The organism is Providencia sp. M-27 (assembly GCF_011077905.1).
GTDB classification, from domain to species: Bacteria; Pseudomonadota; Gammaproteobacteria; order Enterobacterales; family Enterobacteriaceae; genus Providencia; species Providencia huaxiensis.
This window is the reverse complement of sequence record NZ_JAALBT010000008.1, coordinates 186,531-213,462: the sequence shown is the minus strand read 5'-3', so window position 1 is coordinate 213,462 and position 26,932 is coordinate 186,531. Positions and strand designations below refer to the sequence as shown.

Below are 26,932 nucleotides of genomic sequence, written 5' to 3'. Positions count from 1 at the left end.
CGCAAGGTGTTTTAACAAATCAAAAGGGGTTTTAATATCTTATTCAAAGCTGAAAGCTTTACGGAACCCCCAGCCTAGCTGGGGGTTTTCTATACACAACAAAAATAGAAACCCGCAAATAGCGGGTTTCTAAGAAATATTACATAATGACCAATATGATTAAATCAGCTCTTTCACTTCAAAATTTACTTCACCGCTGAGATCTGCATCATAATTGACACCATTTAGGCCGAAGCCAAACAAACGGAGAAACTCAGCTTTATAGCCTTGGTAATCCGTTAGCTCATTGATGTTATTATCATTCAGCTGCTGCCAAATTTCACGGCATGTATTTTGTACGTCATCACGTAATTCCCAATCATCTAAGCGTAGACGATGTTTTTCATCAGTATCTGGCACTGAGTCATTGAATAATTTAGTAGCAAATAAGCGCTGAATTTGTTCAATACAACCTTCATGGATCCCTTTCTCTTTCATAATTTTAAAGACAATAGAGATATATAAAGGCATGACAGGAATTGCAGAAGAGGCTTGAGTTACAACAGATTTTAGTACTGCGACATAAGCGGCTCCACCCTTAGCTTGCAATTTTTGGTTGATTGCATAAGCCGCACGGTCCAAATCTTCTTTCGCTTTGCCTAATGTACCATGCCAGTAAATTGGCCATGTTAAGTCCGTACCAATATAAGAATAAGCCACGGATTGTGCATTATCGGCTAAAACGCCTGCTTCATCTAATGCGTCCATCCACAGTTCCCAGTCTTGGCCGCCCATGACTTTTACTGTGTCTGCGATTTCTTGTTCATTTGCAGGTTCAACAACCGCTTCAATCAGTACATCTTTGTTGGTATCTAACGCAACAGATTTATACGGCTCGCCAATAGGTTTCAATGCCGAGCGTACAATTTCGCCCGTTTCAGGCATTTTACGCACTGGAGAGGCCAGTGAATAAACAACTAAATCAATTTGGCCTAAATCTTGTTTAATTAAATCAATGACGGTTTGACGGCATTCATCAGAGAAAGCATCACCATTAATGCTTTTCGCATACAGGCCTTCTTCTTTTGCTGCTTTGTCAAAACCTGCAGAATTGTACCAACCCGCAGAGCCTGTTTTACCTTCACTGCCTGGCTTTTCAAAAAATACGCCGATGGTAGCCGCACCACTGCCAAATGCAGCATTGATACGAGAGGCAAGACCGTAACCGGTGGATGCACCAATAACTAAAACTTTCTTAGGGCCATTTTTCAGTTCGCCACGTGATTTCACGTAGGCAATTTGCTCACGCACATTGGCTTCACATCCTGCTGGATGAGCTGTAGTGCAGATAAAACCACGAATTTTAGGTTTGATAATCATAGTAATTTTTTCTTGGTAGCTAACAATCAGGCTCTAATATACCTGATATTATCCATTTACTTAAGACAGAGTGACAATAAATAAGGAGAACAGACCAGTTTACTGATGACTTTCCCATTAATTGCTCATTTAAAACCAGTAGAACTTTAATAGCACGTCGTAACGGATCTAATTCCCGCGCTATTGTACCTGTCCAACATCGACGCGTATTTCCGCCTACTCGACAGCCATTGAAGAGTGCATCTAGAGACAAAACCATAGATGAAAACGCATTGCCAAACGAAAGAACAAATAGCATTAACGAGTATGAAATAGCTTAATAGCTGCTTATTGTGGCATAGTTGGTATTAAATTATGGATAACCATCACTGAGTAAACAATGTCTTTTTTATCGTGGATTTTACGAAAATGGGCATTACTAACAATACCGACCATAATCTGCATGCCACTTTTTTCATAAACCCGCTTAAATGGCGTTGTTTCGTCATCCGATATTTTATCTAAGAAATAAACATCCCGTTTATAGCGTTCAATGGTTTGCATTGGTAAACCATAAACTTCAAACATTTTCTGGTTAATTGCATCATACTCAGCCAAAATGGCTGATTGGTCTCGACTATCTTTTCCTTGGGAAGAAACTAGCATTAACGTATTATTCTCCCGAGAAAACATCAATAAAAACAGCTTATTTGCTATTTGAGGGGAGTCTGTTGATGAACATAATGCACCTCCTTCTTGAAACTCAGTACATTGCAATCCTTTTAAATGCAGTTTTCGTATCTGCTCGGGGGTTTGCCCCCACTTAAAACCATAAGGGGCATCTAGTTTTTTCGTTGTACAACCAGAAACGAGTACGAGTATTAACGTAAACAAAATTCCTTTTATCATCACTTCTCAAATTCCAATTAAGTCATCTAATTTGATACTATCAAAAACGAATAATTAATCAAAAAATTAACTTTTCTATAAGCACATTAAATGACTCGATTGATTTCTGCATAATTAAATCTGCCTTACTCTTTCTTATTTTCCTGCTGCTTAACCTCTGCCATGGCAATTTCCTTCAACCAGTCGGCTAATAAAGGTTTTGTTTTCACTGTATCTAATAATGCTCGTTCGTGTTTGGTTAATCGTACAACTACAACTTCAGTTTTCATGTTAGACATAGCTCGTTCCTCTTCAAGGATCAGAATAGTGACATAAAATACTAACGGAACGGTCTGACTTACGGTTTTTTACACGAATAGCGAGTTAATTGACACAATGAAACAACAGCTTCATTTTTTAATAAACCATTGAATATAAATAGGAAACATTACAAAGAATCGATATTAATTGAGCTGGTATAAAATACTTGAAAGGAAGTAAATACAAAAAAACCACCTAGAGGTGGTTAATTGCTAATTTCAAACCATAACTGATTTAAATTTAGATGGTGCCCAGGGCGGGACTTGAACCCGCACAGCCTAAAGGCCGAGGGATTTTAAATCCCTTGTGTCTACCGATTTCACCACCTGGGCTAAATTTTCGTTCTCAAAAACTTGGATAAATTATTAACTTACCCGGCTAACCCATATATTTGATATATTGTAGTCAGCTAAACTTAAAATAAAACACTTAATCGTGTTTAGATTACTTTAAGATGGTGCCCAGGGCGGGACTTGAACCCGCACAGCCTAAAGGCCGAGGGATTTTAAATCCCTTGTGTCTACCGATTTCACCACCTGGGCTAAATTTTGGAGGCGCGTCCCGGAGTCGAACCGAGCTACACGGATTTGCAATCCGGTGCATAACCGCTTTGCTAACGCGCCTTATCCGAATTTCTTTCGAAATTTGGAGCGGGAAACGAGACTCGAACTCGCGACCCCGACCTTGGCAAGGTCGTGCTCTACCAACTGAGCTATTCCCGCATAAGCTTCACTTATCAGCTTATGCTTTTCAAACTGGCTGATTTACTTATTTATTTTCGTAAACCATGTTGCCGTTCGATGCGTTGCATTCTACTGATTTCACCTATCGAGTCAATACAATTATTTAAATAATTGGATCGTTCGCTGTTTTTTCAATCATTTCGATCACGCTTCGCTCAAATCGGCCCATGCAGCCTTTAAATATTGGAACATTGACCAAAATGTTAAGATAGCCGCAACATACATTAGTGCAATTGAAAGATTTTCAATTAATGGCGTTGGACGCCACAATAGACCGACTAATGACATCATCTGAGCAGTTGTTTTAAATTTACCAATCCAAGAAACGGCCACACTGCTGCGTTTACCAATCTCTGCCATCCATTCACGTAAAGACGAAATAATGATTTCACGTGCAATCATCGTTGCTGCAGGCAAAGTTACATACCAAACATCATAACTTTCTGTAACTAATACTAATGCCGTTGCAACCATAACTTTATCGGCAACAGGATCTAAAAAAGCACCAAACTTTGTAGTTTGCTTCCACAACCTTGCTAAAAAACCATCAAACCAATCAGTTACCGCTGCAATAACAAAAATAAGCGCACATGCAAACGGCCCCCAAGCGACAGGGAGATAAAAGGCTAATACAAAAAACGGTATTAGGATGACGCGAAATAATGTCAACCACGTTGGTATGTTTAATTTCATCACGCTCACTAACTTTTTGACCAAGTTGGATATTATGAATATGTTGCCCTAAGACACTCACTGTTTCAATGCATTATAAATCTTTTCTGCAAGGGCGTATGAGATCGAGGGCACTTTTGCGATTTCTTCTATACTTGCATTACGTAAAGGTTGTAACCCACCCATATATTTTAGCAACATCTGCCGACGTTTTGGCCCAACTCCCTCGATTGACTCTAATGCACTCGTACTTTTGACTTTTGCTCTTCGTTGCCGGTGCCCCGTAATCGCATGATTATGTGACTCATCTCGGATATGTTGGATAACATGCAAAGCGGGAGAATCAGGTGGTAGTGAAAAACCTTCGCCCTCAGGCTTTAAAAATAACGTTTCAAGCCCTGCTTTGCGGTCACTACCTTTAGCAACACCAATTAACAATGGGTGTTTTTTATCCCAATCAACCTCAAGTGAATTAAATACATCCTTTGCCTGCCCTAGTTGCCCTTTACCGCCATCGATAAAGATAATGTCAGGAACTTTGCTTTCATCAATGTGTTTACCATATCGGCGCGTTAAAACTTGGTGCATTGCTGCGTAATCATCACCAGGAGTGATACCAGTAATGTTATAACGACGATATTCAGATTTCACTGGACCCGATTTATCAAACACAACACAAGAAGCGACGGTTTGCTCCCCCATCGTATGCGAGATATCAAAACACTCCATACGGTTGATATTTTCTAAATTAACCACTTTTGCAAGCGCTTCCATGCGCTGTTGCACCGTCGAGTGTTGTGCAAGTTTAGTTGAAAGTGCAATCGATGCATTCGTTCTCGCTAGTTTTAAGTAACGAGCTCTCACACCACGAGGCTGACTTTGAATATTAATTTTGCGCCCAGCGACCTCTGAAAGAGACTCCGCTAATAATTCTTTTTCTGTTAATGCAAAATCTAATAATATTTCGCCAGGTAACGTTCTATTTTCACTACCTTGCAAATAAAACTGACCTAAAAAGGTTTGAACCACTTCCTCAAGCTGTGTATCTGTTGGAATTTTGGGGAAATAGCTGCGACTTCCAAGCACTTTCCCTTGGCGAATAAAAAGTACATGCACACAAGCAAGGCCAGATTCAAAAGAAACACCAATAACGTCCAGATCATCGCTGTCACCCGATACATATTGCTCCTCAGTGACTGCCCTGACTGCTTGAATTTGATCTCTAAAACGCGCTGCATCTTCAAAACGTAGCTCTAAACTTGCCTTTTCCATACGGTCAACTAAGCCAGCCAAAACTTGTTTATCTTTTCCGGTCAAAAATAAACGGACATATTCAACTTGTTGGTTATAGTCTTCATCGGAAACTAAACCTTTGACACAGGGGCCTAGGCAACGGCCAATTTGATATTGTAAACAAGGCCTTGAGCGATTTCGATACATGCTATCTTCACATTGACGTATTGGAAACAACTTCTGCATTAATGCCAATGTTTCCCTTACTGCATAAGAGCTTGGGAAAGGGCCAAAGTACTCACCTTTAGCATGTTTCGCCCCTCGGTGCATCGAAATTCTAGGGTGAGCTTCGCTGCTTAAAAATAGATAAGGATATGATTTATCGTCGCGTAACAATACGTTATAACGTGGTTGGTACAACTTAATATAGTTGTGTTCAAGTAATAGTGCTTCTGTTTCAGTATGAGTCACCGTCACATCAATAGAGGCTATCTGCTTAACCAGCTGCTCTGTTTTGCGGCTCCCCACATTTTCACGAAAATAACTTGATAAGCGCTTTTTAAGATCCTTTGCTTTTCCTACATAAATAACCGTTTCCCCAGCGTCATACATTCGGTATACACCAGGTTGATTAGTCACTGTTTTTAAAAAAGCCTTTGGCTCGAACTGTTCTGACACTCGAATAAACCCTGTTTTGCTGTAATTAAACCATAACTGATGGCTATATGAGTTAATTCTACATCACTACAGATATTAAGTTTACTAAACATTCGATATCGATAGGTATTGACTGTTTTAGGGCTCAAGGAAAGTGACTCTGCCACCTGCTTGATAGGCATTCCCTGAGTGATCATCAACATGATTTCTAATTCACGCCCTGATAATAAATCATATAAATCTTGTTGATTACTATAGACTAACCGCTGAAGAGCAAGATCTTGGGCAATATCTGGAGATATAATCCGTCGTTTAACACTCACAACTTGGATAGCTTCAATGATATCCTCTTCTGTCACATTGATACTTAGTAAACCGAAAATACCGATATCTAACGCTTTTAAAAAAAACGAAGGATTATTTCTGACATTGTAAATAATGATCCCGACATCCGGCTGAGTTCGACGGAGTGTTTGTATGGTTTTTAGTGAGTCATAGCGGAAACTATCACTGCTGATTAAAATCATATTTGCTTTTTGGCATCTATTCCATGTAACTACATGTTCCACTGATGGAAACGAAGCAACAACTTTATAGCGTATATGACGTGAAAAAAACGCTTCAAAACCACGAATTGCAATATTATTATCGTCAATTATTATTATATTAATCAATTAATTCCCCTATTGGACTTTAAAATTAATTGCAAAAATAATAAATGAATAAATAAAAAAATTATATACACTTTTTTGTTTATCTTTGTTTTATTAAAAATAACATTAAATTATAATTTAAAGGAATGATTCATGGTGATTAATAATTAAAGACCACCTTATTGAGTGGTCTTAATATTAAAAATAAAATGATACGCTATTTTTTTCCAACTAAACGACAGATGGTTTCTGATACTAAATAGCTTTTCTCAAAAGAACGGACAGGTAGAAACTCAAAACATGAGTGGAAATTAAGTGCTCCCGTAAAATAATTGGGAGTTAAAATGCCTCTTGCCGATAAAGCAGAACCATCAGTACCACCACGCATCGGAATTACCTTAGGCTCAACCTCTTGGATTTTCAGTGCTTCAAAAATTAAATCGATCGCTGTACGGTCATCTCCCAATGAGTCACTAATATTGCTATACACATCAACAATATTACACTCAATTTTTGCACGCGGATGACGAGCTTTTATTAAATCAATCGCTTGTTCTATAAAACGTTTCCGTGCCGCAAAGCTATGGCGGTCAAAATCACGGATCGCCATTTTAATTTTAGCGTTATCTGGGTTTGCGATTAAATCTGTGACATAAAAATAGCCTTCGCGATGCTCTGTGTGTTCTGGGGTATCAAAGCGGTCAAAACAACCAATAAAATCATGTGCAACACGAATAGGATTCAACAATACATTCTTAGCTGACATGGGATGTGCGGTAATACCTTTAATTGAAACCTCGATAGAAGCGGCATTAAACGTTTCATACACAACCTCACCAAGTGCGCAACAATCAATGGTATAAGCAAAATCAACGTTAAAGCGGGATAAATCCATAATTTTAGAGCCACGCAGGCCAATTTCTTCATCCGGTACAAATGCAACGTAGATATCGCCACAATCAAAATCAGCATGCTGCAGCTTATTCATTAATTCCATAACAACCGTTACAGCGGCTTTATTATCGGCACCCAGAACGCTGGTTCCATCACTAAAAATAATATCTTCACCAACATAAGGAGCTGCTTCTGGATGCTCTGCTACCTTAAACCAAATATTTTCTTTTTCATTTAAACATAAGTCATGACCCTCATACTTCAAGGTTTGAGGCTTAATGATGGGAGATAAACCAACATCGACCGTATCTAAATGAGTTACAAAACCTATTTTTGGTGCTGAAGGTTTATTTCCTGGGCGCATTGCATATAAGATGGCATGGTCATCAATATAAACATCTTTGAGACCATAACTTTCAAGCTCTTGCGCTAATAATTTTGCTAGTTCACGTTGCCCCTCTGTACTTGGAACAATCGTGCTTGCTGCGTCACTTTGGCTTTCAATAGCGAGGTAGCGGTAAAAACGCTGCTCTAATTGTTTACCTAACTCGTTCATTTTATATTCCTTGCATTAACTATACTTACCCTATCTATTTATTTAATAGACAGGGTATTGGCTCTACCTATTGTGCAGGATGCCACGTGTAACCGCTATCGAAACCAATTGGGATATCAAAAGCCCAGAACAAATATAATGTTGAAGTCAAAATAATTAATAACCCAACAGTGAATGGGATCATCATTGAGCACAATGTTCCTATTCCTGCATTTTTATAATATTTTTGACAATACATCAGAATTAACGGATAAAACGGAAACATCGGTGTGCTCACGTTCATCGCAGAGTCACTGACACGAAATGCTGCTTGTGTTAATTCAGGTGAAATTCCCACAGCCATTAGCATAGGTACCAATACTGGCGCCATAATTGCCCATTTAGACGTCGCTGAAGTAATCATAATATTTAAAATAGCGGTTAATAGAATTACTCCAAAAACAGTCATTCCAGATGGCATATCGAGTGTACGTAATAACTCAGCCCCTGAAAGCGCCAATAATGTGCCTAAATTAGAATGTTGAAATGAATATAAAAATTGGGCAGCAAAAAAAGCGAAAACAATAAATGGGATAAGTGATTTAGTAATATTCTCCATTGCTTTAACAACATCTTTTGTTGATGTAAAAGATCTCGTCATGTAGCCATAAACAATGCCTGGCAAAGCAAAGAAAATAAACAGTAAAGGCACAACAATTTGCATAATAGGTGCTTTCGGGCTAGTTAAGCTACCGTCAGGCCCACGTAATGGTGAATTTTCTGGCCATAACAATGCAAATAACCCGATACCTAAAGCAATTAGCACTAAACCTGCAATTCGAAAAGCACGATTTTCAGCAACAGTAATTTTACCTAAATCTTTTTCAGAATCAGTGTCAACTTCATTTAAACTGATCGGGCAGTTTTTATTCAGCCATGGCTCAACAATTTTTTCAGTGATAAACCAGCAAGTAAAAATAACACCAAATGTTCCGCCCAAACTAAAGAAATAGTTACATAGAACATTCACGCTATAACCTGGCGCTAGCATTTGCGCAGCATCTTGCGTAAAACTTTGCATTATTGGGTCAATAATTGATGGTGTATAGCTTGCAGTAAATCCACCTGCTAAACCTGCAAATGCAGCAGCAATCCCAGCTAACGGGTGACGACCACTCGCATAAAACATCATCGCTGCAACTGGCATTAAAATGACATAGGCAGAATCCGAAGCAATATGAGAAACGATCCCGACAAATACTACTGTAGGCGTTAGCATTCTAGGTGAAATAAACGACAGCATTTTTTTCAATGCAGTATTAATAAAACCACTACTTTCCGCAATACCAATACCTAACGTTGCCACTATCGTTATACCAAGAGGAGGGAAGTTAATAAAATTTTTAACTGCCGCAGTAATAAATAATATTATTTCCTCATACTGAAACATATTAACTATAGCGATTTTATCTTTTGAAATAGGATGGTAATAACTAAAATCTACGAAAGAAAGCAGATAAGATAAAAACCAACATATAATCAGGGCATAAACAAACAGCATAGTCACATCAGGCATAACATTACCAATGCGCTCAACACGGTTTAAAAACCCTTTCTTCTTGGGGAGTGTTTTTGTTGTCATATTTACAAGCTACTTATGTTATTAGAATAGAAACTTTATAACAGTAAATAACCTATATATAAAAGTAAAATACTTTTGTGATTAGTTTTAACAGGATAAACCAGTTTCAAAATAAAATATTAGAAATTTTTATATTAATTTTAATTACCAAATATCACATATCTTAAATTTTATTAATTTATAGATTTAGATGCAGAATATATAGCTTAAGTATTTGCCTTCGATGTCACACATACAAAAAAAGGAATAATAATTACACCTTTTTTTGCATGCCAGTAAATTATATTAATGTATGCTATTCACGCTTTAATTTTTCAGTGTTTGCAATATAAAGTGCAACAACAAGTACTAAAATTGCTCCTGCATGCAAAAGCGTTGTCATTGGGTCACTATGGTCAACAATAATTAAACGAATTATTGCCGTTATACCTATATATATAAAGTACCTTAATGGGAAGTGATACCCTGACATAAAATACTTTATAATCAAGGCAATAAACTCAAAATACAGAAAATAAATGACAATGCCTTCTAATAATTCATAGGCCGTTGCCCCTTTTGAGCTACCAAACATTAATGAGGCCATTGTTACCGTTTCTTTAGCTAAAAAGAATACAAGTACAGCAGCGAGTGAGATCAAGCCAATATTTAGTATCCATTGTAGTACCCACGCAATATTACTCGCATGACGCATTCCTTTCATACTATTCATTTGTTATCCCTCTGAACAACGTTTAAACCTAGTTATTTTCTTAATTGTAAAACAAATTTAAATCACTCGCATGACAAACAAGAAATTAATTTAACGAATAGTATCAAAAAATACAGTCTGAACAGCTACCGTTAAACCCCTTATGGCTTACTATTAACGTAATAATTAGAAATTTTAATCCGATGACGGTGACATCATTTCCATAATGTCTTTCTCTGTCAACATGGGCGTTTTTTCTACAAAATTATAATATTGGGGCTTACTATCTATGTAAATCTGCATACTCATTTGCGCATCTTTACTCTCTTTAAATAAGGTTGCTGATACATAGTATGTTGAAGGTGAAAGTAAATGGTAAAAAAGGTGTGAACCACAATTCTTACAGAATGCACGCTCTCCCCATTCGGATGATGCAAAGATCGTCACAGCTTCTTGCCCCTCTACTATTAAATCGTTACCACAATCAACACTAAAACCTGGGCCACCATTCCATTTTTGACACATTCCGCAATGGCATACACTGACATGGCTAATATCTTTTGCTGTTGTGATTTTTACAGAACCACATAAACATTGGCCTTGATGCATAGAATTTCCTTTATTTAGATAGCTGATTTATTACTCAATATGAATATAACCACAGTAAAAATTTAGTTATTACTTACTTTGTATCTATTCTAAATTGCCGACCAGTAAAACGTTTATCATTAATAATATTACGCAGTTGAGAACTATCAAGCTCTTTTGTTTCTCGTTCAAACTCTATGTCTGCTTCACTTTGGTTTGTATTTTGTAACACATACTCATACGTCACTTGATTATGTGCTATAAATTCTGTTAATACGGTATTATTTGCAGCTTGAGCTACTATTGAAGAACCGGTCAAAATAACAATCACAATAAATATACGAGCCAGTAATGTTCTTTCCATCATTATCTCCTATTTCGTTATGATTGTTTTAGCGCAAATCCTTGTCAGAAAAAACAGACTAAAGGTAAGTGTGCTCATGCTTGAGTAAAGAGATGTCAGAATTGTCAAAGACGTAAATTGGAACCAAATAGGGTACTATTCCCTATTTGGCTAATAAATATATCTAGTTATAACTCTTCATGATTAGCTTTATCTGAAGAATTAACTTCTCTTAATAAATACCAGCAAAAATAGATCAATACTAAGATACCAATAAATAACAGTATCCATAAAGTAATTGTCAACCAGTTAAAATTATCATCAGCCTCTTCTACTGAAGTTAATCTATCTACCCCTCCCAACTCAATGATTGTGTTATCAAGAAATAACTGGGGGTAATTCGTCATTAATTCATCAATACTATCTGGTTTTCCTACAAGCTGACTTGTGGTTAATTTATCAAAGCTTGCTTGTTTATTTCCCCAAACAAGCAAATACGGCGAGGGACCTTGTAAATTAAAAATAAGGTTATAAGCATCTCGTTTTCCCGTTAATCTTGGCGGTTGATCCTCCCAACTGCCTTTGAGCGCAGAAATTTTTACTTTCCCTACCATTTCGCCATAAAGTGCAGTGCTTGGATTACTGACTAAATCACCATCTATTGTTTGATTATAGGCGACAATATTAGTGAGTAATTTCCAGCTTTCACCGCGATCAGATGAATACTCGATTTTTAAGGGGATCACGCGGTTTGGTTGTTGCAACTGTATTTGTAATTCACTTAACGGCAGTGCTCTAGGTAACTGATAGATTATATGATCTTTTGAAACTCCATCGTTCGTCATCTCAAAATGAAATAGTTCTTGACGGTGAGTTGAATTGAATACGCTAGAAGTTGCATCTACTTTTAATAAATCGGGTATAACAATATCTGGAGCACTTACAATTACAGCCATAAGATAAGGCGCATTTAATGCTTTTGAATTACCATTCAATAATTCAATATTATTACTTACAATAGTTTCAGAATTTAATTTTAAATTCATAATTGGCTGGTTCGATGCTACATTTAACCAATTTTCTTTATCATCGCTAGCAAAAATAGATACCTTTGCCTGCCACTCTTTCTCACTTTTAGCCCAGTCTAATGTCAGGCTCTTAACGGGGGCATCTTTAGTTTGGTTTTGATTTCTCGTTAATAAATAAGCCTGATAAGCAACATTATCTTTCACTTGCATACTAGGCAACTCAATTCTATTCACTTTACCTGGGATAGATTCGACTAGTAGATGTTGCCTTTCTCTACGCACATCATCATCGGAATTAACGCTGTCAACTTGGGTCACTAAACGTTGTGGTGTAAAAACCACTTTTTCATTAGAGACGGATTTTTCAGTATCAGAAAATAATACGGAAGGCATTTCATTACCAGTGCCATTAAAAACTCGAACATCTTGCAACGTTTTAGGGTACGCTGAATTAATATACGCATTTGCGGGAAGCTCTAACCAATAAAAAGGGGTCGATGTATCAAGCACATTTATTTCTGAGCCTTGATAAAAACTATAAGGTGTCGTCTCTTCTACTGTCTCTGCATTCATGTAACTAGAAAATAATGATAAAGAGAGGACAGCAATAAACTTTCCTAGTCTTGTGTTTTTTATTAAACTCATGGTTGCATCTCCTGTTCGACTTTCCCTTTTGCTTCTTTTGGTGGTAATGGCGAAAAATACCCAACAATTAAAATTAACAATGCAACACCAATAAAGGAAATTGCACGAGAAATACCACCTTGCCCATAAATATCAACTAAGAATAACTTGGCAATAACACATGCAAAAATACCTGCCCCTATAAACCAGCAAATACGGTTTTTCTTGAGAGCGGCAACAATAATGCAGGCTAATGCAGCCAATGCCCAACTGATAGAAAGTACAGTTTGTACTAAGCGCGAATCATAGAGGGTTTCATAATTCCAGCTCAGTGCTGCGAAATCTGCTGTTGCACGAATTAAAATACCGTTAAACCAATAAGCAGAAAGTGCAATAGTGGCCACTAATAAACTACGCAGAACCCAAAAATTAACCGCTGTCACTTTACGTATTTTCTGCGTGAACCCTCTACGTATCAAAACTAGCGCCGCGATACTAAATAACCCAGCTTCATCTAATGGATTGATTAATGGTATATAACTCCAAAACGTCAGTTTGCCATCTTCTAAATTAGCATAGCTAGACAATATAATTAGCCCGACAGCGACAGGAAGCATCGAATACCAATAAATCAGTCCATTTCGTTTCATCGGTGGCATTCTACTTTGTTGTAGCCAATACAGAACAATAATGGTTAGTGTTATGGCCATGATATACATAAAATACCCGACTTCGTGCATTCCCCAAGGTAAAATAGAAACGAACCAATTTACTTGAGTACCAATAAACGCAAGAATTAACCATAAATTAGCGCTATGGAGACATCTTTGCATCCAGGGGTCACGAAGCTTATATGCATGAATAACAAATAAAACAGAGCTGCCCAAAACAACTGGCCATATAAGAGAACCTTCGCCACGTCCCATTGGGTTTTGGTCGTTAACGAAATCTAAACTAAGATAATAATAGCCCGCAATCCACAAGATAGATTGGCACAGTAACAACGGCACCCAATTAATATGGATAGCATATAAACGCCAAAACCAAACAGAAATAACAACCAAGACTAAAATAATAAAGCCTTCAGATTCACGGCTCCACGATAAAATATCGGTAAATAAAGGTAACCAACAAAACCACGTTACCAACCCTATAATTAAGAAACCATAACTAAATAAAGTAAAGTTACTATCTTCTTTACGACGAGTATGGAAAAGCCCACCCGCCATAAAACATGCGACTAATAGCACTGGAACCATATAAGTACTACTGCGACTCCAATATAGATAAGGATAATCACTTAATAAAGTAATTGCGCTAATAACTATCAATAAAGAGCCAATCGCCGCCATTTTTTTCTGGTTTTGCTGTAAACCAAACCAAAGGATTAACAGACCTTCTAATGACCAAATAATGGAGGTCCACTCAAATGTTAACGCTAGTGGAATAGCTAACGTGATAAATCCAGCACCAATAATAATATTTACTAATGCCATATTCTTGCCAGCAGATTTATAGCGTTTATGCACTTGCAAACCAGTAACCAGATATAACAAGCCTATCATCAGAGAAATAAAAGCCGGCAGCAAACCTTCCCCTTGTGAAATAAAGAATTGAAGAGCAATACTGACAAAGGGAGGAACAAACAGAAGCGTATTATCAACAATAAGTTGCTTGCTATGTTCAAAACGTAGTGAAAATAGTTGAGTTAAAGCATTAAATACGACTAAATTAGCAATAATAAAGAGTTGGCAGGATAAATAATAGTCTGGCTGGTAATTATCTACCCCCCATAAAACGGCAACGCCATAAGTCATCACCATACCGACTAAATTTAAAGGGCGCCAAGCCTGCCACACACTAATAACTAAAATACCGATAGATAGCATCAGGTAATAAGAAAATAAAACAACATGGCTTCCACCACCAGTCGATAGTAATACAGGTGCTAAATACCCGCCTATTGATGCCAAAACCGCTAAGCTAATCGTTCGCTGCAATAATGCCAAAGCAATACTTGCAGCACAGATAAGCAACATAAATGCAAATGCCATTCCATATGGCACCATCGTATATAATTTAAAGGCAGCAAAAATAGTGATATACAAGCAGCCTATTGCTCCCCCTTGTAAAATCAACCCAAATAATGCCTTTTTATTCCGTAACCACCAGCCAACGCCAAGTAAGCCTAAGCACCCTACTGCACTGAAAATTAAACGCATTTGTGGTGAAATAATGTCATTTTGCACGCTATAATTCAGTAAATACGCCACACCTAGGAATAACAACAGAATACCTATTTTCGCAACAGGATTTCCTTTTATTAACCAGCTAAAGAAATGGCTGAATATTGATTTATCATGACTAACCGCATTTTGATTATTTTGATCTGTTTTACGTTCATTATGATTAAACCGATTTGGGTCTATTTGCGGTGCTGCCGAGTTATCAAACCTATTTGGGTTAATGTTTTCATTAATTGGAGAGCGTTCGAGAGGATCTTCATAGACAGTTTGTTCCGTAATGGGAACCGAGCTCGCATGACTAGATAAAGCATGATCAGATAAACCATGTTCTTTTTCAGCCTGCTGATAAGTAGCATGGCTCATTGAGAAGACATCTTGTTTTTCATCGAAGCTTGGTTGGGGAGCCGTTACACCATCAACAGATACACTTTGTGAGGGTTTAGAGTTAGAAAGGAGAGCTTCTAATGAGGAAACCTTCTGATTTAATAGCGAAATTTGATACTGCAACCGACCAGTTCGATTGATGGCAATGATAGCAAGTATCGGAGCTAGCACTAGCAGAAAAACTAATACGAGTCCTACTAGTATCCAAGTATCCACAAATAGGTTTCCTCATAATAAAATTCACAATTTAGAATCTGGAAAATAAAGACCACGATTACTGCTAGTGTAGATAGCATTGATCCCCTTGCCAACCAAATGTAATAAACTGTTACAAAATAATTCATTACACTCTACTTTTAGCTATACTCTGAACAAAAAAGAAGCAATACCCTCACCCGTTTTTTATGACTTATTAATACTCTCATTCGTTATTTTAGTAACTAAGAAAACCCTTAATCATCATTTAATGATAGTTTAATTCATGGAAAATAGATAATTGATTGAGTGTCTATTTTTCGATATTCATTTTCAGATACTTAACTAATTAATAATAAAAATTTTATTAGTACAATTATTTTTATTATGTTATTTATATAATATATTTATTTTAAAATATTTACTCTAATATTTATTATCCTTAAATGACTATAGCCACTTAAAGATAATATTAATTATTTTCTTTATTACACATTGATGAAATGTATAAATTTTTTAATTAGACTGAGATTAATCGCAAGGGAAAGTGTTAACTGTCATTTAACTGAATTTTTATGAAATAAGGCCTACCGCATAATATCGGGAGAATTTTTTAATGCTAACTCACATTATACTTGCTGCTTTAGGGCCCATTGTTCTTGGATTAGCCGTTGGTTGGCTATCGGGTAAATATGGGTTCATCAAACGAGAGTATTCCCAAGCTTTTGCTGACTTTGTTGTTAAAATAGCATTACCGTTTGCACTATTTCTTGCTGCTGCACAAGCACCACCCTCGGTATTACTCAATATTGACTATTTATTAGCATTGGCCGTAGGATTAATTGCAACATACGTGATTGGTTTTATTTTTGGTAAATTTATTTTTCGCCATAATAAAAAAGATGCAGCTATGCAAGCCTTGTCGGTATCTTTTCCTGATATGGCCTACTGTGGGCCACCTGTATTACTTGCAACTGTCGGCTCATCAGGCTTAATAGCAATGGTATTAGGTAACCTTATTTATACCGTTATTATTATTCCATTTACTCTCTTAATGATCAGCGGGTCACAACAAGGAAACAGTATCTTAAAATCTGTTGGTAAAGCCATTGCCCAACCCTTAGTTTTTCTTCCTATTCTAGGGGCAATACTGGCTATTTTGGGCGTTAAATTACCGGAGATATTACAAAATTCAGTCAATGAATTAGGGAAAACAGCAGGCGGAGTCGCCCTATTCTTCCTTGGATTACTCCTTTCTGGGATCAAACTGACAATTAGTAAGGAAATTGTATTTAACGTTTTTATTAAAAACTTTGTTCAAGCAGCCCTAATTTTAGGAACTGGACTCGCTTTAGGTTTACAAGATGATTTACTGAAAGCGGCATTTATTATTGGTGTATTACCCACCGCGACCGCAGTGCCCGCATTGGCCATTAGCAACCAAGCCTATACTGAAACCTCAGCAGGAACCGTGTTATTAAGTACATTAGCTGCCTTAATTTCGATTATTGGCGGTATCACTATCGTCGAGATGCTTTAATTTTCAATTAATGGTAGCCGATGTTTAGGCTACCATTACATTCTGCCGCCAAATTCTCTGTCGATTTAATCACCCATTATTTGCCAGATAGATCACAAAAAACGTATCATAGTGATAAATACTTTTCTTTTATACATCTGGGATACAAACAAAAAATGAAAATTAGTGATGAGTTAGCTTCTGCTATCGCTTCCGTTACCGAGGTCGCTGCAGTTGCTGCCTTCGATTGGGTGGGTAAACAAGATAAAAATGCTGCAGATAAAGCCGCGGTAGAAGCGATGAGAAATCGCCTAAATGAAATTGATTTTCATGGAAAAATTGTCATTGGTGAAGGTGAAATCGACGATGCTCCCATGCTATATATTGGTGAACAAGTTGGCAAACAATCTGGTTCTGTTGGATTAGATATTGCGGTAGATCCTATCGATGGAACTCGCATGGTCGCTTGCAATGAAAAAAATGCCATTGCCGTACTGGCGGCGGCACCAACAGGAACACTACTTCAAGCACCTGATATGTACATGGAAAAACTGGTTGTTGGGGCCGCAGCTAGAGGGGCCGTTCACCTTGCCAATCCCCTAGAGAAAAATTTAGAGTTCCTTTCCTCTGCATTGAATAAACCAATCTCAAGTCTTTCAATCGCAGTGCTTGATAAACCTCGCCATCAACATATTATTAAGACTATCCGTAATTTTGGTGCAAATGTGATTACCATTCCTGATGGTGATGTACTCGCCTCATTACTGACTATCCTTCCTGAGCACCCAATTGATATGATGTATGGAACTGGCGGTGCTCCTGAAGGTATTATCAGTGCAGCCATCGCACGTGCTTTAGGTGGTGACATGCAAGCAAGGCTAGTTTCTCGAGATAAAGCTAAAGGAGATAGCGAAGAAAACAAACAACTCGCGGCACAAGAAGTTTTGCGTTGCCAACAAATGGGGTTAGAAATTGGTGAGGTTTTATCTTTAGACCAGATGGTCAGCACTTCTGATGTTATCTTTGCCGCCACAGCCATCACACCAACAATCTTGATGGATGGCGTATCAATAGATGCGTACAGCCGTATTTCGAATACCATTTTGGTTAATGGCCGTGACCGCTCGCTAAAACTGATTAATAATCGCTATTTTAATTAATACGTCTATTACCGTATGTCACATATATCAAAAGGGCTTCTTAGCCCTTTTGATTACTGCAACTTAAGATGAAAATTAACGCTCAAGAGTCATACGATTTAACATCGGAGCGGTTAAAACCATCAAAATTGCAATCACACCAGTCACTAAACCAATCTTCAAGAATACGTCACTATACACAGCCAAAGATTCGACTTTGCTGGTAAGTTCACCTTCTGGTGCCGCCGCCATTGAGGCAACATATCCCGCAATAAATGCAGCTGCTGAGTTGGTTAGGAACCATGCACCCATAATGAAGCCCATTAAGCGTTGCGGAACTAACTGAGCCACCATCGCAAGCCCAAGGCCAGAGATCATCAGCTCACCAATGCTTTGGAAGCCGTAACAAATAATCAGCCATTCAACGGAAACAATACCGGCTTCATTTGCAAATTTAGCGCCTAGTGGTAAAACTAAGAATGCAGCTGAACATAGCAACATACCAATCGCAAACTTATGTGGCATTGGTAAGTTATCCCCCATTTTATTATAAATCGCGGCTAAAATTGGGCTTCCAATCATAATCCATAATGGGTTCAGAGCTTGATATTGCGCAGGTTCAATAGAAAAACCAAGAACTTCATGTTCTACGTTATGTAATGCAAAGAAGTTTAATGAGGTAGGCATTTGGCTATAAAGAACGAAGAATACTATCGCTTCAAGCATTAAAATCAATGCAACAATCATGCGACGGCGAGCCGTACCTTTCAGTGCTAATGTTTCTTTGATAAAGATAACTAAAATAACCAAAGAAATAATCGCTAATGCTGCACGTGCGATACCAAGGTTATGCAATAACCATGTAGAAATCGCAATTAATGCAATAACACCTGCAACTGTAGCAACTAACCTTGAAATAACGACAGGCGCAAAGTCAGGCTTTGAGCCATGTTGAGAAACCCATTTTTTACACATATAGAAGTTAATCAATGTGATAATCAAGCCCACAACACTAAGAGAGAACGCAACATCCCAACCATAATGTTTCGCTAACCATGGCGTTGCAATCATTGAGAAAAATGAACCAATATTCACGGACATATAGTACATGGTAAATGCGCCATCTAACCGTGGGTCATCTTTTTCATAGCAGGTTGATAAGAGTGATGATGGATTCGCTTTAAATAAACCATTACCAACCGCAATAGTCGCCAAGCCAACATAGACCATCGACACATCATGCCCTGAGAAAGCAACAAATGCATACCCTGCAATCAGAGTGATTGTTCCAAGAACAATCACACGTTTTGTGCCAAGGACTTTATCCCCTAACCAGCCACCTACCGCAACAAAGCCATAAACTAACGCTGCGAACGCTGAGAAAAGTGTAATTGATTCTTTTTCTGACATACCCAGCACTTGGCTTAGGTATATTGGAAGGATCCCTTGAAGACCGTAGTAACCAAAACGTTCCCAGAGTTCGATAGAAAAAATAAGATAGAATGAGCGAGGTTGCTTAAACGCGTTAAGACTAACTTCCTCTTTGTTATTTGTTGTGGACACAAGTTACCTCTAGTACAACCTGTACATATGCAAAAAAACCACGGAACGCTCTATACGCTCTCGCATTGTTATGATCTCAAGAATTCAAAGTTGAAAAGATTCACTTTTGGTAGGAGGAGTATCATTCCCTGACCTCAAAATAAACAAAACTGTGTGTAGGCTTGTTTATGGATCTCAAACATAAATTCAATGAGTTAAAGCACATTTGATTATTTATTCAACATTAACTGGTAGATAACCCGCCAAGAACCCAATAATCAATTGAGCCATATACGGTATTTATGCACCAAAATTAAAGAATTAGCTAGTATTAATTACTACATCAATTGAATTTAATCGTGATTAACTTCAATTTTTTACAAAATTACCAAATTATTATCGATTACTAATTAGTCATTTGTTCATTAAATGTTAAGAACATTATTCTGCATTGAAACTATAATGTCGCGATTTATAACCTTATGATTTATTGCTGTAAGTATTATGTGAAACAAAAATCATCCATATCAACCAGACGCTTTTTATTTTACTGGTAGGAAAAACTTTAAAGGAGTGCGGTGAAAAGTACATGCAAACTGGAATTTTGGATAAAAAAAAGCCCAGTAGTAAACTGGGCATAATGCATTCTACTCAAGGATCTTTTGCTAAATTCAAACTATCACTACGTAGATGCATTATTACATTACTTCATGTAAAGAAATGAATGATGAGGGTAAATATATGAATGTTTACGCAAGCAAACAGTATATAGATACTACTAAGAGTGGTTATAACGGAAAAAAGTTCATCTTTTTTTAAAGTTTTTTATGTGTTTTTTGCCCAATGTGCTAATAGCAACAATTAACCATTTGATTTAGTAGAATTAATATAAAATATCTATCAATCGTTGCAGGAACTTACCTAACAAGATAACTTAGCCATTGAGCGCTTAGTCGAAAGGATGTCATGTGAAAAAAATATTTTTATTATTTTTTATCTTTATTAACGTATTTTCTCCCCAGGCTTTCGCAGAAGAGACCACTCCACTCATCAATGAAGAAGCGCTAATCGCACTTGCAGAACAAGGGCAAGCTGAAGCTCAATTTAATTTAGGAATGTTTTATCAGTCTCATCAACAGTTTGACCAGGCTTTACACTGGTACCTTCTCTCTGCCAATCAAGGGTTTACAAAAGCTCAAATTAACCTTGGCTTAATGTACCAGCAAGGAACCGGTGTTGCACTCGATGAAAAAAAAATGCTCCATTGGATGCAAACTGCAGCCGAAAATGGTGACCCTATTGGCCAGATGAATATGGCCGAATACACCTTATACGGCCTTGATAATTTATTAGAGAAAAACCCAGAAGAAGCCGAACAGTGGCTAAAAAAAGCGGCTGAGCAACATTTTCAACCTGCGATGCTCACCCTAGCCTATTGGTATGAAGAAGGGAAGGCCATCACAAAAGACCCACAAAAGGCACAAAAAATATACCTTGCTCTCGCTGAGAAAAACCACCCTCAAGCACTCTATTTATTGGGTTATCAAGCTGCAGTAGGTATGTATGATAAAACAAACTACCCCCTCGCCTTTCAATATTTTACCCGCGCCGCAGAATTAGGATTTTCACCCGCCCAAAATAGCTTAGGTATGTTGTACTTAACTGGACAAGGCACTAAAAAAGATATCCAATCCGCCATAAAATGGCTAACCCAAGCGGCTGAACAAGGTGAAATGTCAGCTCAATTTAATGTTGCACTTATCTATGCACGCGGTGATGGTATCAAAGCTGACCAAGCGAAAGCATGTCATTGGTTTATAAAAGCTGCCCAGCAAAATAGTGCCGATGCGCAATATGCAGCAGGAGCTTGTTATCAATATGGCATGGGTGTTGAAACTGATGATAAAAAAGCCCTACGCTGGTATCAGCTTGCAGCGGCTAAAGGCCATGAAAGAGCTAAAAAGAAAGTGTTAATTTTAGAGCATCAACAGCAATAAATTCTATTTCTCAAGCTTACTGTTGTACCACCAATATAAACAAGGTAAAGAAAATCTGCATTGGTAATAACCAATGCAGGGCGTCTATCGACATATACTATGAATACAAACACTCACAATTTGCTACGGTAAATCCGCTGCGGCCGGCCAACTTTACCATACTCAATTTCAGCTTCGATTTTATCCTTCGCTAAACAATACTCCAAATAACGTCTTGCAGTGGTACGACTGAGCTTGATTGTTTCAGCAATACTTTCTGCCGTAAACTGCACATCAGGCTCTGTGAATAAAGCGAGTATTTTTTCGAGTGTAATAATATCAATACCTGTTGGAAGTTCTTCCTTAGATTCCCCACGTGCATAGGTATTAAACATATCATCAATTTTACTTTGATTCGTTTTACTGCTGTCTTGTAAAACAGATTTACGTTGAATATATCTATCCAACGTTTGACCTAAGCGCTCGTAGGCAATTGGCTTCACCAAATAATCAAAAACGCCTAAACGAATCGCTTCAGAGACTGTATCCATATCACTTGCAGCCGTAGTAAATACAATGTCTGCATTATTTCTTTCTTGTATTAATTCGTGAACCAGATCAATGCCTTTTCCATCAGGTAAATAGTTATCTAACAAGATCAGGTCTGGTTTCATGTATTCAACCATTTTTCTTGCTTCTGCAAGGTTACCAGCAAGCCAAACTTTGTCACATGCAGGATAGGCTTTTATATATTCACTGTGCATTTCGGCAAGCAGCAACTCATCTTCCACAATGAGGATTTTTATCTTAATCATTTTATATCTTCACTTTCGGAATAAATATTGAAAATACTGTACCATGCGGTTGGTTTTCTTCAATAAGAACCGCACCATTACAGCGTTTAACATAAGACGCAACAAGATAGAGCCCGATACCATGGTTATCTGCCACATCAGTTTTGGTTGTCACACCGCGCTCGAACCATTTACTTTGAATTTCTGGCGGGAAACCACACCCCTGATCCGCGACTTCAATGACAATCTCCCTTCCTTCATCAGAAAGGTATAATTCCACTTGTTTATTACCCTGATTATTTTGCAAACTTGCTTCAAATGCATTATCAAGTAGATTCCCCAATATGGCACAAAATTCAGTACTATTTAATGAATTAGGTAATTCATGTAACTGGCTACCTGCAGTAAATTTTAATTGTAACCCTAACTCTTTGGCTCGATGGTGCTTACCAAATAATAAACCAGCGACTTGCTTATCAAAAAACTGCCCACGGAGTGTATCAATTAATTGTTGCTGAGATTCTGATTCTCCTTTAATCAGTGCCAACGCTTGGTCATACTCTTTCATTTGCAATAACCCGCTAAGTGTTGACATCCAATTAAGGTGTTCGTGCCGTAAAGTCCGTAAACTCTCTATATATTGACGAACTTGGGTCAACTGAGAGTTTAACGATTCAATATCATTTTGGCTACGAAAGCTAATAACCGCCCCCACAAGATGTTCTTCATCACGAATTGCCACACGGCTTGCAATCACATTTAGGCCATTAAACTCACAAATTACATCATGCTTGGTCGTTTCAATATCAGTAATAAAAAAATCAACTGGCGAAATATGCTCCGACACAAAAGTGCCCGTTAACTGGCCCAATGGCTTGCTTAGAGATAACATTTTCCGAGCATTAGAGTTAATATTAATTATTTTCCCTTGAATATTTACTGCGATAATGCCTTCAAAAACAGCATCAAATATCCCTTTTTGCACTAAGACTAATTGCGTTATTTCTTCAGGCTCCATACCCAGCATTTGTTTTTGAATTAAACGTGAAAATGCCCACGATAAGAAGAGCAATATAATCAGTATCCCTAAAAAGGTAGCACCTGTTTGTACGAACAATTCACTACGTGATGTGTCTATTTTGTTGGATAGGTAACCAATGGACACAACGCCAATCACTTTGCCTTGTTCATCAAAAATAGGCGTCTTTGCTCTAACCGCATTTCCCATCGAGCCTTCACCATTAATGAAATAGCTTTCCCCTTTCTCTAAGGCTCCTGGCTTGTTCCACTGCATTTGAAAACCAATTTTTTGGCTATTTGGATGATATAAGCGAATTGATTTTTCATCACCAATAACCACATAATCTTAGTTAGAATCTTGGTTTAGTTTGTCAGCAATAACCTTCAGCCTCGGAATATCTCTATTCTTTACTGATTGCACAACACCATCAATAGAAGCAATCAGCTTTGCTTGGCTCATCGCCAATGATTGAATGTTCGCAATCAATCGATTTTCAGCTGTATCCGTAAAATATTTACCCAACCCGAGAGTTAAAAAAACAGAAACTATCAATAACAGAAAAAATACTCGTACTGAAAATGAAACTGAATTTACTTTTTTCAATGAAGAGAGCGCATATTCTTTTTTCATGTTATATCTCGTTACTGGCTGAAAAGTAAAAATTTTGTTAACTCAATAATGATAGGATAACCGATAAATCAGATTCAAGCCAAAGGTATAATACACATATTAATAATTAAACACATTAAAACCAAGCAATAAAAAACTTATCAAGTAATTAAAAACTTTAAAACCATTAAACAAATACAATCTCATTTGAGAAACATGAAATAGGTCAAATATATTAAATACAGTACCTTTAATATAAATATCAAAGAGGGTAATTAAATAAGAAAATCTATTTATTATTATAAGAAAAGCAAAAGAGAATTTATTTAATTAACTTTAACATTAGCAACATTTTAAAAACATCTCTAAATGAGATGCAGGATACTATTATGTTCGAAAACATAACGTTTAACCAAGTAAAACGTCATGAGAACAGGAAACTTGCTGAAATAACTCAGTTTTTAAAGGAAAACGATTTAGAGCTTGATTCAAGCATTGACGTTTTCATTACGATTTCTCGCAATGAAAAATTAATTGCGTGTGGAGGATTAGCCAAAAATGTTATTAAGTGCGTTGCTATTAGTGATGAAGCTCGAGGTGAAGGCCTTGCATTAAAATTAGCAACAGAACTGGTTAATCTTGCTTACGAAAATAATACAACTCATTTATTTATTTATACCAAATTTCAAAATGAAAACCTATTTCAACAATGTGGTTTTCATACCATTGCCACTGTTCCTGATATTATGGTGTTGATGGAAAACAGTTGTTGTTATCTAAAGCGTTATATCGAAAGTTTAAAAGCACAACGTAAAGAAGGAAAAAAGATTGGTGCAATCGTCATGAATGCCAATCCCTTCACACTAGGCCACCGCTATTTAATAGAGCAAGCTGCGAAATCCTGTGATTGGCTACACCTATTTGTTGTCAAAGAAGACACATCGCGTTTTCCTTATAAAGTAAGATTAAATTTAATCGAAGCAGGAACCAAAGGAATAGAAAACCTCACGATTCATAAAGGCTCCGAATATATTATTTCTCGGGCGACTTTTCCTTGCTACTTTATTAAAGACAAAACGGTTGCTAATAACTGTTATACCGAAATAGACATTAAGATATTTCGCCAATATATCGCCCCTGCTCTGGGGATAACCCATCGATTCGTAGGCTCGGAACCTTTTTGCCAAGTCACCAACCAATATAACCAAGACATGCGCTTTTGGTTAAAAACCGATGCTATGAATTTTCCACCTATAGAACTCGTTGAATTTCCGCGAACAATCATCAATGGAACGGCAGTTTCTGCCTCACAAGTGAGACGATTGCTCGCTAAAAAAGATCTTGCGGCAATTAAGCCGATTGTGCCTGAGGCAACCTATCAATATTTGCAAGAGATGGTTGCCAACCAAATCGCATCAGCTCAAAGCCACACCGAAAGTTCTGAATTAGCCATAGGTGAAATATGAAGATAAAGCACGCAGCAGTAGCTGGCACACTTGAATCAAGTGATGTCATGGTTCGCATAGAACCGCTAGAAGACACTCAAGAGGTCTCAATACAAATTACCAGTAGCGTTGAAAAACAGTTTGGAGATGCTATCGCAAAAATCGTACAAGACGTTATCCAACAACATGATATCCAAGGGGCACAAATCATTGTAGATGATAAAGGTGCTCTGGAATGTGTACTTAAAGCCCGTTTAGAAGCTTTACTGGCTCGCGCCTGTGATATCGACTACCTGCCTTGGGAGGATAAATAATGACTCCAGAACAAAAATCACGTACACGCAGAAGTATGCTATTTGTTCCCGGTTCCAATGCAGCGATGTTGAGCAATTCCTTTATTTATAAAGCCGACGCTTTGATGTTCGACCTTGAGGACTCAGTCACTTTACGCGAAAAAGATACCGCTCGTCGCTTAGTTTACCATGCATTGCAACATCCACTTTATCAAGATATTGAAACCATTGTACGGGTCAATGCATTAGATTCCGCTTTTGGTGTTGCTGACCTTGAAGCGGTTGTTCGCGGTGGTGCGAAAGTCGTCCGTCTTCCTAAAACAGATACTGCGCAAGATGTGATTGATATTGAAAGTGAAATCTTACGTATAGAAAAAAGTTGTGGCCGTGAAGAAGGTAGTACCGGTTTGTTAGCGGCTATCGAATCACCAATGGGCATCACTCAAGCAGTGAATATTGCTCATTCATCACCAAGACTTATAGGCATCGCATTAGGTGCCGAGGACTATGTCCGCAATTTGCGCACCGAGCGGTCTCCAGACGGCGTAGAACTCCTCTATGCTCGGTGCGCCATTTTACAAGCCGCTCGCTCAGCAGGTATTCAAGCATTTGATACCGTTTATTCTGATGCGAATAATGAAGAAGGTTTCCTACGCGAAGCCGCTCACATTAAACAACTCGGCTTTGATGGCAAATCATTAATTAACCCAAGACAAATTGAGTTACTTCATAATTTATATGCACCAACTCAAAAAGAAGTCGACCATGCACAGCGTGTTGTTGAAGCCGCTGATGCTGCAGCCCTTGAAGGTAAAGGCGTAGTTTCACTGAACGGAAAAATGGTCGATGGCCCAGTTATTGACAGAGCTCGCCTCGTGTTATCACGAGCAGCATTATCAGGAATTAGGGAAGAGTGAGG

General features: G+C 37.7%; 21 protein-coding genes, 4 tRNA genes and 1 pseudogene. 6 read left to right on the top strand and 20 right to left on the bottom strand.

Going from position 1 to position 26,932, the window contains the following annotated elements; genetic code table 11:
- Positions 1–159: 159 nt before the first annotated feature.
- The 17 genes from fabV to G6Q48_RS13605 all read right to left on the bottom strand — a co-directional run bounded on the left by fabV (position 160) and on the right by G6Q48_RS13605 (position 15,696).
- Positions 160–1,359 carry an enoyl-ACP reductase FabV gene (gene fabV, locus G6Q48_RS13685; protein ID WP_102139268.1) on the bottom strand — a complete coding sequence of 400 codons (1,200 nt, stop codon included), beginning with the start codon at positions 1,357–1,359 and terminating at the stop codon, positions 160–162.
- A 327-nt stretch (positions 1,360–1,686) separates the two neighbouring features.
- Positions 1,687–2,247, bottom strand: coding sequence for a hypothetical protein (locus G6Q48_RS13680; RefSeq protein WP_102139269.1), 561 nt, complete (start codon positions 2,245–2,247; stop codon positions 1,687–1,689).
- A 125-nt stretch (positions 2,248–2,372) separates the two neighbouring features.
- A complete protein-coding gene (locus G6Q48_RS13675; RefSeq protein WP_102139270.1) occupies positions 2,373–2,525 on the bottom strand; it encodes an MbeCy in 153 nt (50 codons plus the stop codon).
- 267 nt (positions 2,526–2,792) lie between these two features.
- Positions 2,793–2,879, bottom strand: a tRNA-Leu gene (locus tag G6Q48_RS13670).
- Positions 2,880–3,002: 123 nt separating this feature from the next.
- A tRNA-Leu gene (locus G6Q48_RS13665) sits at positions 3,003–3,089 on the bottom strand.
- Positions 3,090–3,096: 7 nt separating this feature from the next.
- Positions 3,097–3,170 (bottom strand) — tRNA-Cys (locus G6Q48_RS13660).
- A 23-nt stretch (positions 3,171–3,193) separates the two neighbouring features.
- Positions 3,194–3,269 (bottom strand) — tRNA-Gly (locus G6Q48_RS13655).
- A 165-nt stretch (positions 3,270–3,434) separates the two neighbouring features.
- Positions 3,435–3,983: a CDP-diacylglycerol--glycerol-3-phosphate 3-phosphatidyltransferase gene (gene pgsA / locus G6Q48_RS13650; protein ID WP_102139271.1), complete on the bottom strand. Its 549-nt coding sequence runs from the start codon at positions 3,981–3,983 to the stop codon at positions 3,435–3,437.
- 57 nt (positions 3,984–4,040) lie between these two features.
- Entirely contained in the window at positions 4,041–5,873 is a 1,833-nt protein-coding gene (gene uvrC, locus G6Q48_RS13645; RefSeq protein ID WP_102139272.1) for an excinuclease ABC subunit UvrC, read from the bottom strand.
- Positions 5,840–6,526, bottom strand: coding sequence for a LuxR C-terminal-related transcriptional regulator (locus G6Q48_RS13640; protein WP_102139273.1), 687 nt, complete (start codon positions 6,524–6,526; stop codon positions 5,840–5,842). Before G6Q48_RS13640 ends, uvrC begins: the two co-directional genes overlap by 34 nt.
- Before the next feature lie 196 nt (positions 6,527–6,722).
- Positions 6,723–7,955, bottom strand: coding sequence for a peptidase T (gene pepT / locus G6Q48_RS13635; protein WP_102139274.1), 1,233 nt, complete (start codon positions 7,953–7,955; stop codon positions 6,723–6,725).
- 67 nt (positions 7,956–8,022) lie between these two features.
- Complete coding sequence (locus tag G6Q48_RS13630; RefSeq protein ID WP_102139275.1) at positions 8,023–9,576, bottom strand: AbgT family transporter; 1,554 nt, start codon at positions 9,574–9,576, stop codon at positions 8,023–8,025.
- Between the two features lie 295 nt (positions 9,577–9,871).
- A complete protein-coding gene (gene psiE, locus G6Q48_RS13625; RefSeq protein ID WP_172412229.1) occupies positions 9,872–10,279 on the bottom strand; it encodes a phosphate-starvation-inducible protein PsiE in 408 nt (135 codons plus the stop codon).
- Positions 10,280–10,462: 183 nt separating this feature from the next.
- Positions 10,463–10,876: a GFA family protein gene (locus G6Q48_RS13620; protein WP_166266981.1), complete on the bottom strand. Its 414-nt coding sequence runs from the start codon at positions 10,874–10,876 to the stop codon at positions 10,463–10,465.
- 73 nt (positions 10,877–10,949) lie between these two features.
- On the bottom strand, positions 10,950–11,222 hold the full coding sequence (locus G6Q48_RS13615) for a hypothetical protein (protein ID WP_166266979.1): 273 nt from the start codon (positions 11,220–11,222) through the stop codon (positions 10,950–10,952).
- 164 nt (positions 11,223–11,386) lie between these two features.
- The gene (locus G6Q48_RS13610; protein ID WP_166266977.1) at positions 11,387–12,871 is read right to left on the bottom strand and encodes a DUF3999 family protein; all 1,485 of its coding nucleotides are present in this window, start codon (positions 12,869–12,871) and stop codon (positions 11,387–11,389) included.
- Entirely contained in the window at positions 12,868–15,696 is a 2,829-nt protein-coding gene (locus tag G6Q48_RS13605; RefSeq protein WP_166266975.1) for a DUF2339 domain-containing protein, read from the bottom strand. The genes G6Q48_RS13610 and G6Q48_RS13605 overlap by 4 nt, the downstream gene beginning before the upstream one ends.
- A 595-nt stretch (positions 15,697–16,291) precedes the next feature.
- Here G6Q48_RS13605 and G6Q48_RS13600 point away from each other — a divergent pair.
- Together G6Q48_RS13600 and glpX are read left to right on the top strand one after the other, a co-directional pair.
- Complete coding sequence (locus tag G6Q48_RS13600) at positions 16,292–17,215, top strand: AEC family transporter (protein WP_102139280.1); 924 nt, start codon at positions 16,292–16,294, stop codon at positions 17,213–17,215.
- Between the two features lie 161 nt (positions 17,216–17,376).
- Positions 17,377–18,354: a class II fructose-bisphosphatase gene (glpX, locus tag G6Q48_RS13595; protein ID WP_195698777.1), complete on the top strand. Its 978-nt coding sequence runs from the start codon at positions 17,377–17,379 to the stop codon at positions 18,352–18,354.
- A 75-nt stretch (positions 18,355–18,429) separates the two neighbouring features.
- Here the strand turns inward: glpX and dtpA are convergent, their stop codons facing one another.
- The gene (gene dtpA / locus G6Q48_RS13590; RefSeq protein WP_166266971.1) at positions 18,430–19,896 is read right to left on the bottom strand and encodes a dipeptide/tripeptide permease DtpA; all 1,467 of its coding nucleotides are present in this window, start codon (positions 19,894–19,896) and stop codon (positions 18,430–18,432) included.
- Positions 19,897–20,843: 947 nt separating this feature from the next.
- On the opposite strand from dtpA, the gene G6Q48_RS13585 reads away from it, so the two are divergent.
- A complete protein-coding gene (locus tag G6Q48_RS13585; protein WP_166266969.1) occupies positions 20,844–21,872 on the top strand; it encodes a tetratricopeptide repeat protein in 1,029 nt (342 codons plus the stop codon).
- 113 nt (positions 21,873–21,985) lie between these two features.
- On the opposite strand, the gene dpiA is transcribed toward G6Q48_RS13585, so the two are convergent.
- The gene (gene dpiA, locus G6Q48_RS13580; protein WP_102139284.1) at positions 21,986–22,666 is read right to left on the bottom strand and encodes a two-component response regulator DpiA; all 681 of its coding nucleotides are present in this window, start codon (positions 22,664–22,666) and stop codon (positions 21,986–21,988) included.
- Between the two features lies 1 nt (position 22,667).
- Positions 22,668–24,296, bottom strand: a pseudogene (gene dpiB, locus G6Q48_RS13575) (sensor histidine kinase DpiB).
- Positions 24,297–24,664: 368 nt separating this feature from the next.
- On the opposite strand from dpiB, the gene citC reads away from it, so the two are divergent.
- Genes citC through citE form a run of 3 tightly spaced genes read left to right on the top strand, consistent with a single transcriptional unit; the run spans position 24,665 to position 26,930 of the window.
- Positions 24,665–25,741, top strand: a complete 1,077-nt coding sequence (gene citC, locus G6Q48_RS13570) for a [citrate (pro-3S)-lyase] ligase (RefSeq protein ID WP_166266967.1) — start codon at positions 24,665–24,667, stop codon at positions 25,739–25,741.
- Positions 25,738–26,034: a citrate lyase acyl carrier protein gene (citD, locus tag G6Q48_RS13565; RefSeq protein ID WP_102139287.1), complete on the top strand. Its 297-nt coding sequence runs from the start codon at positions 25,738–25,740 to the stop codon at positions 26,032–26,034. The genes citC and citD overlap by 4 nt, the downstream gene beginning before the upstream one ends.
- A complete protein-coding gene (citE, locus tag G6Q48_RS13560) occupies positions 26,034–26,930 on the top strand; it encodes a citrate (pro-3S)-lyase subunit beta (protein WP_102139288.1) in 897 nt (298 codons plus the stop codon). The genes citD and citE overlap by 1 nt, the downstream gene beginning before the upstream one ends.
- The last annotated feature ends 2 nt before the right edge of the window (positions 26,931–26,932 follow it).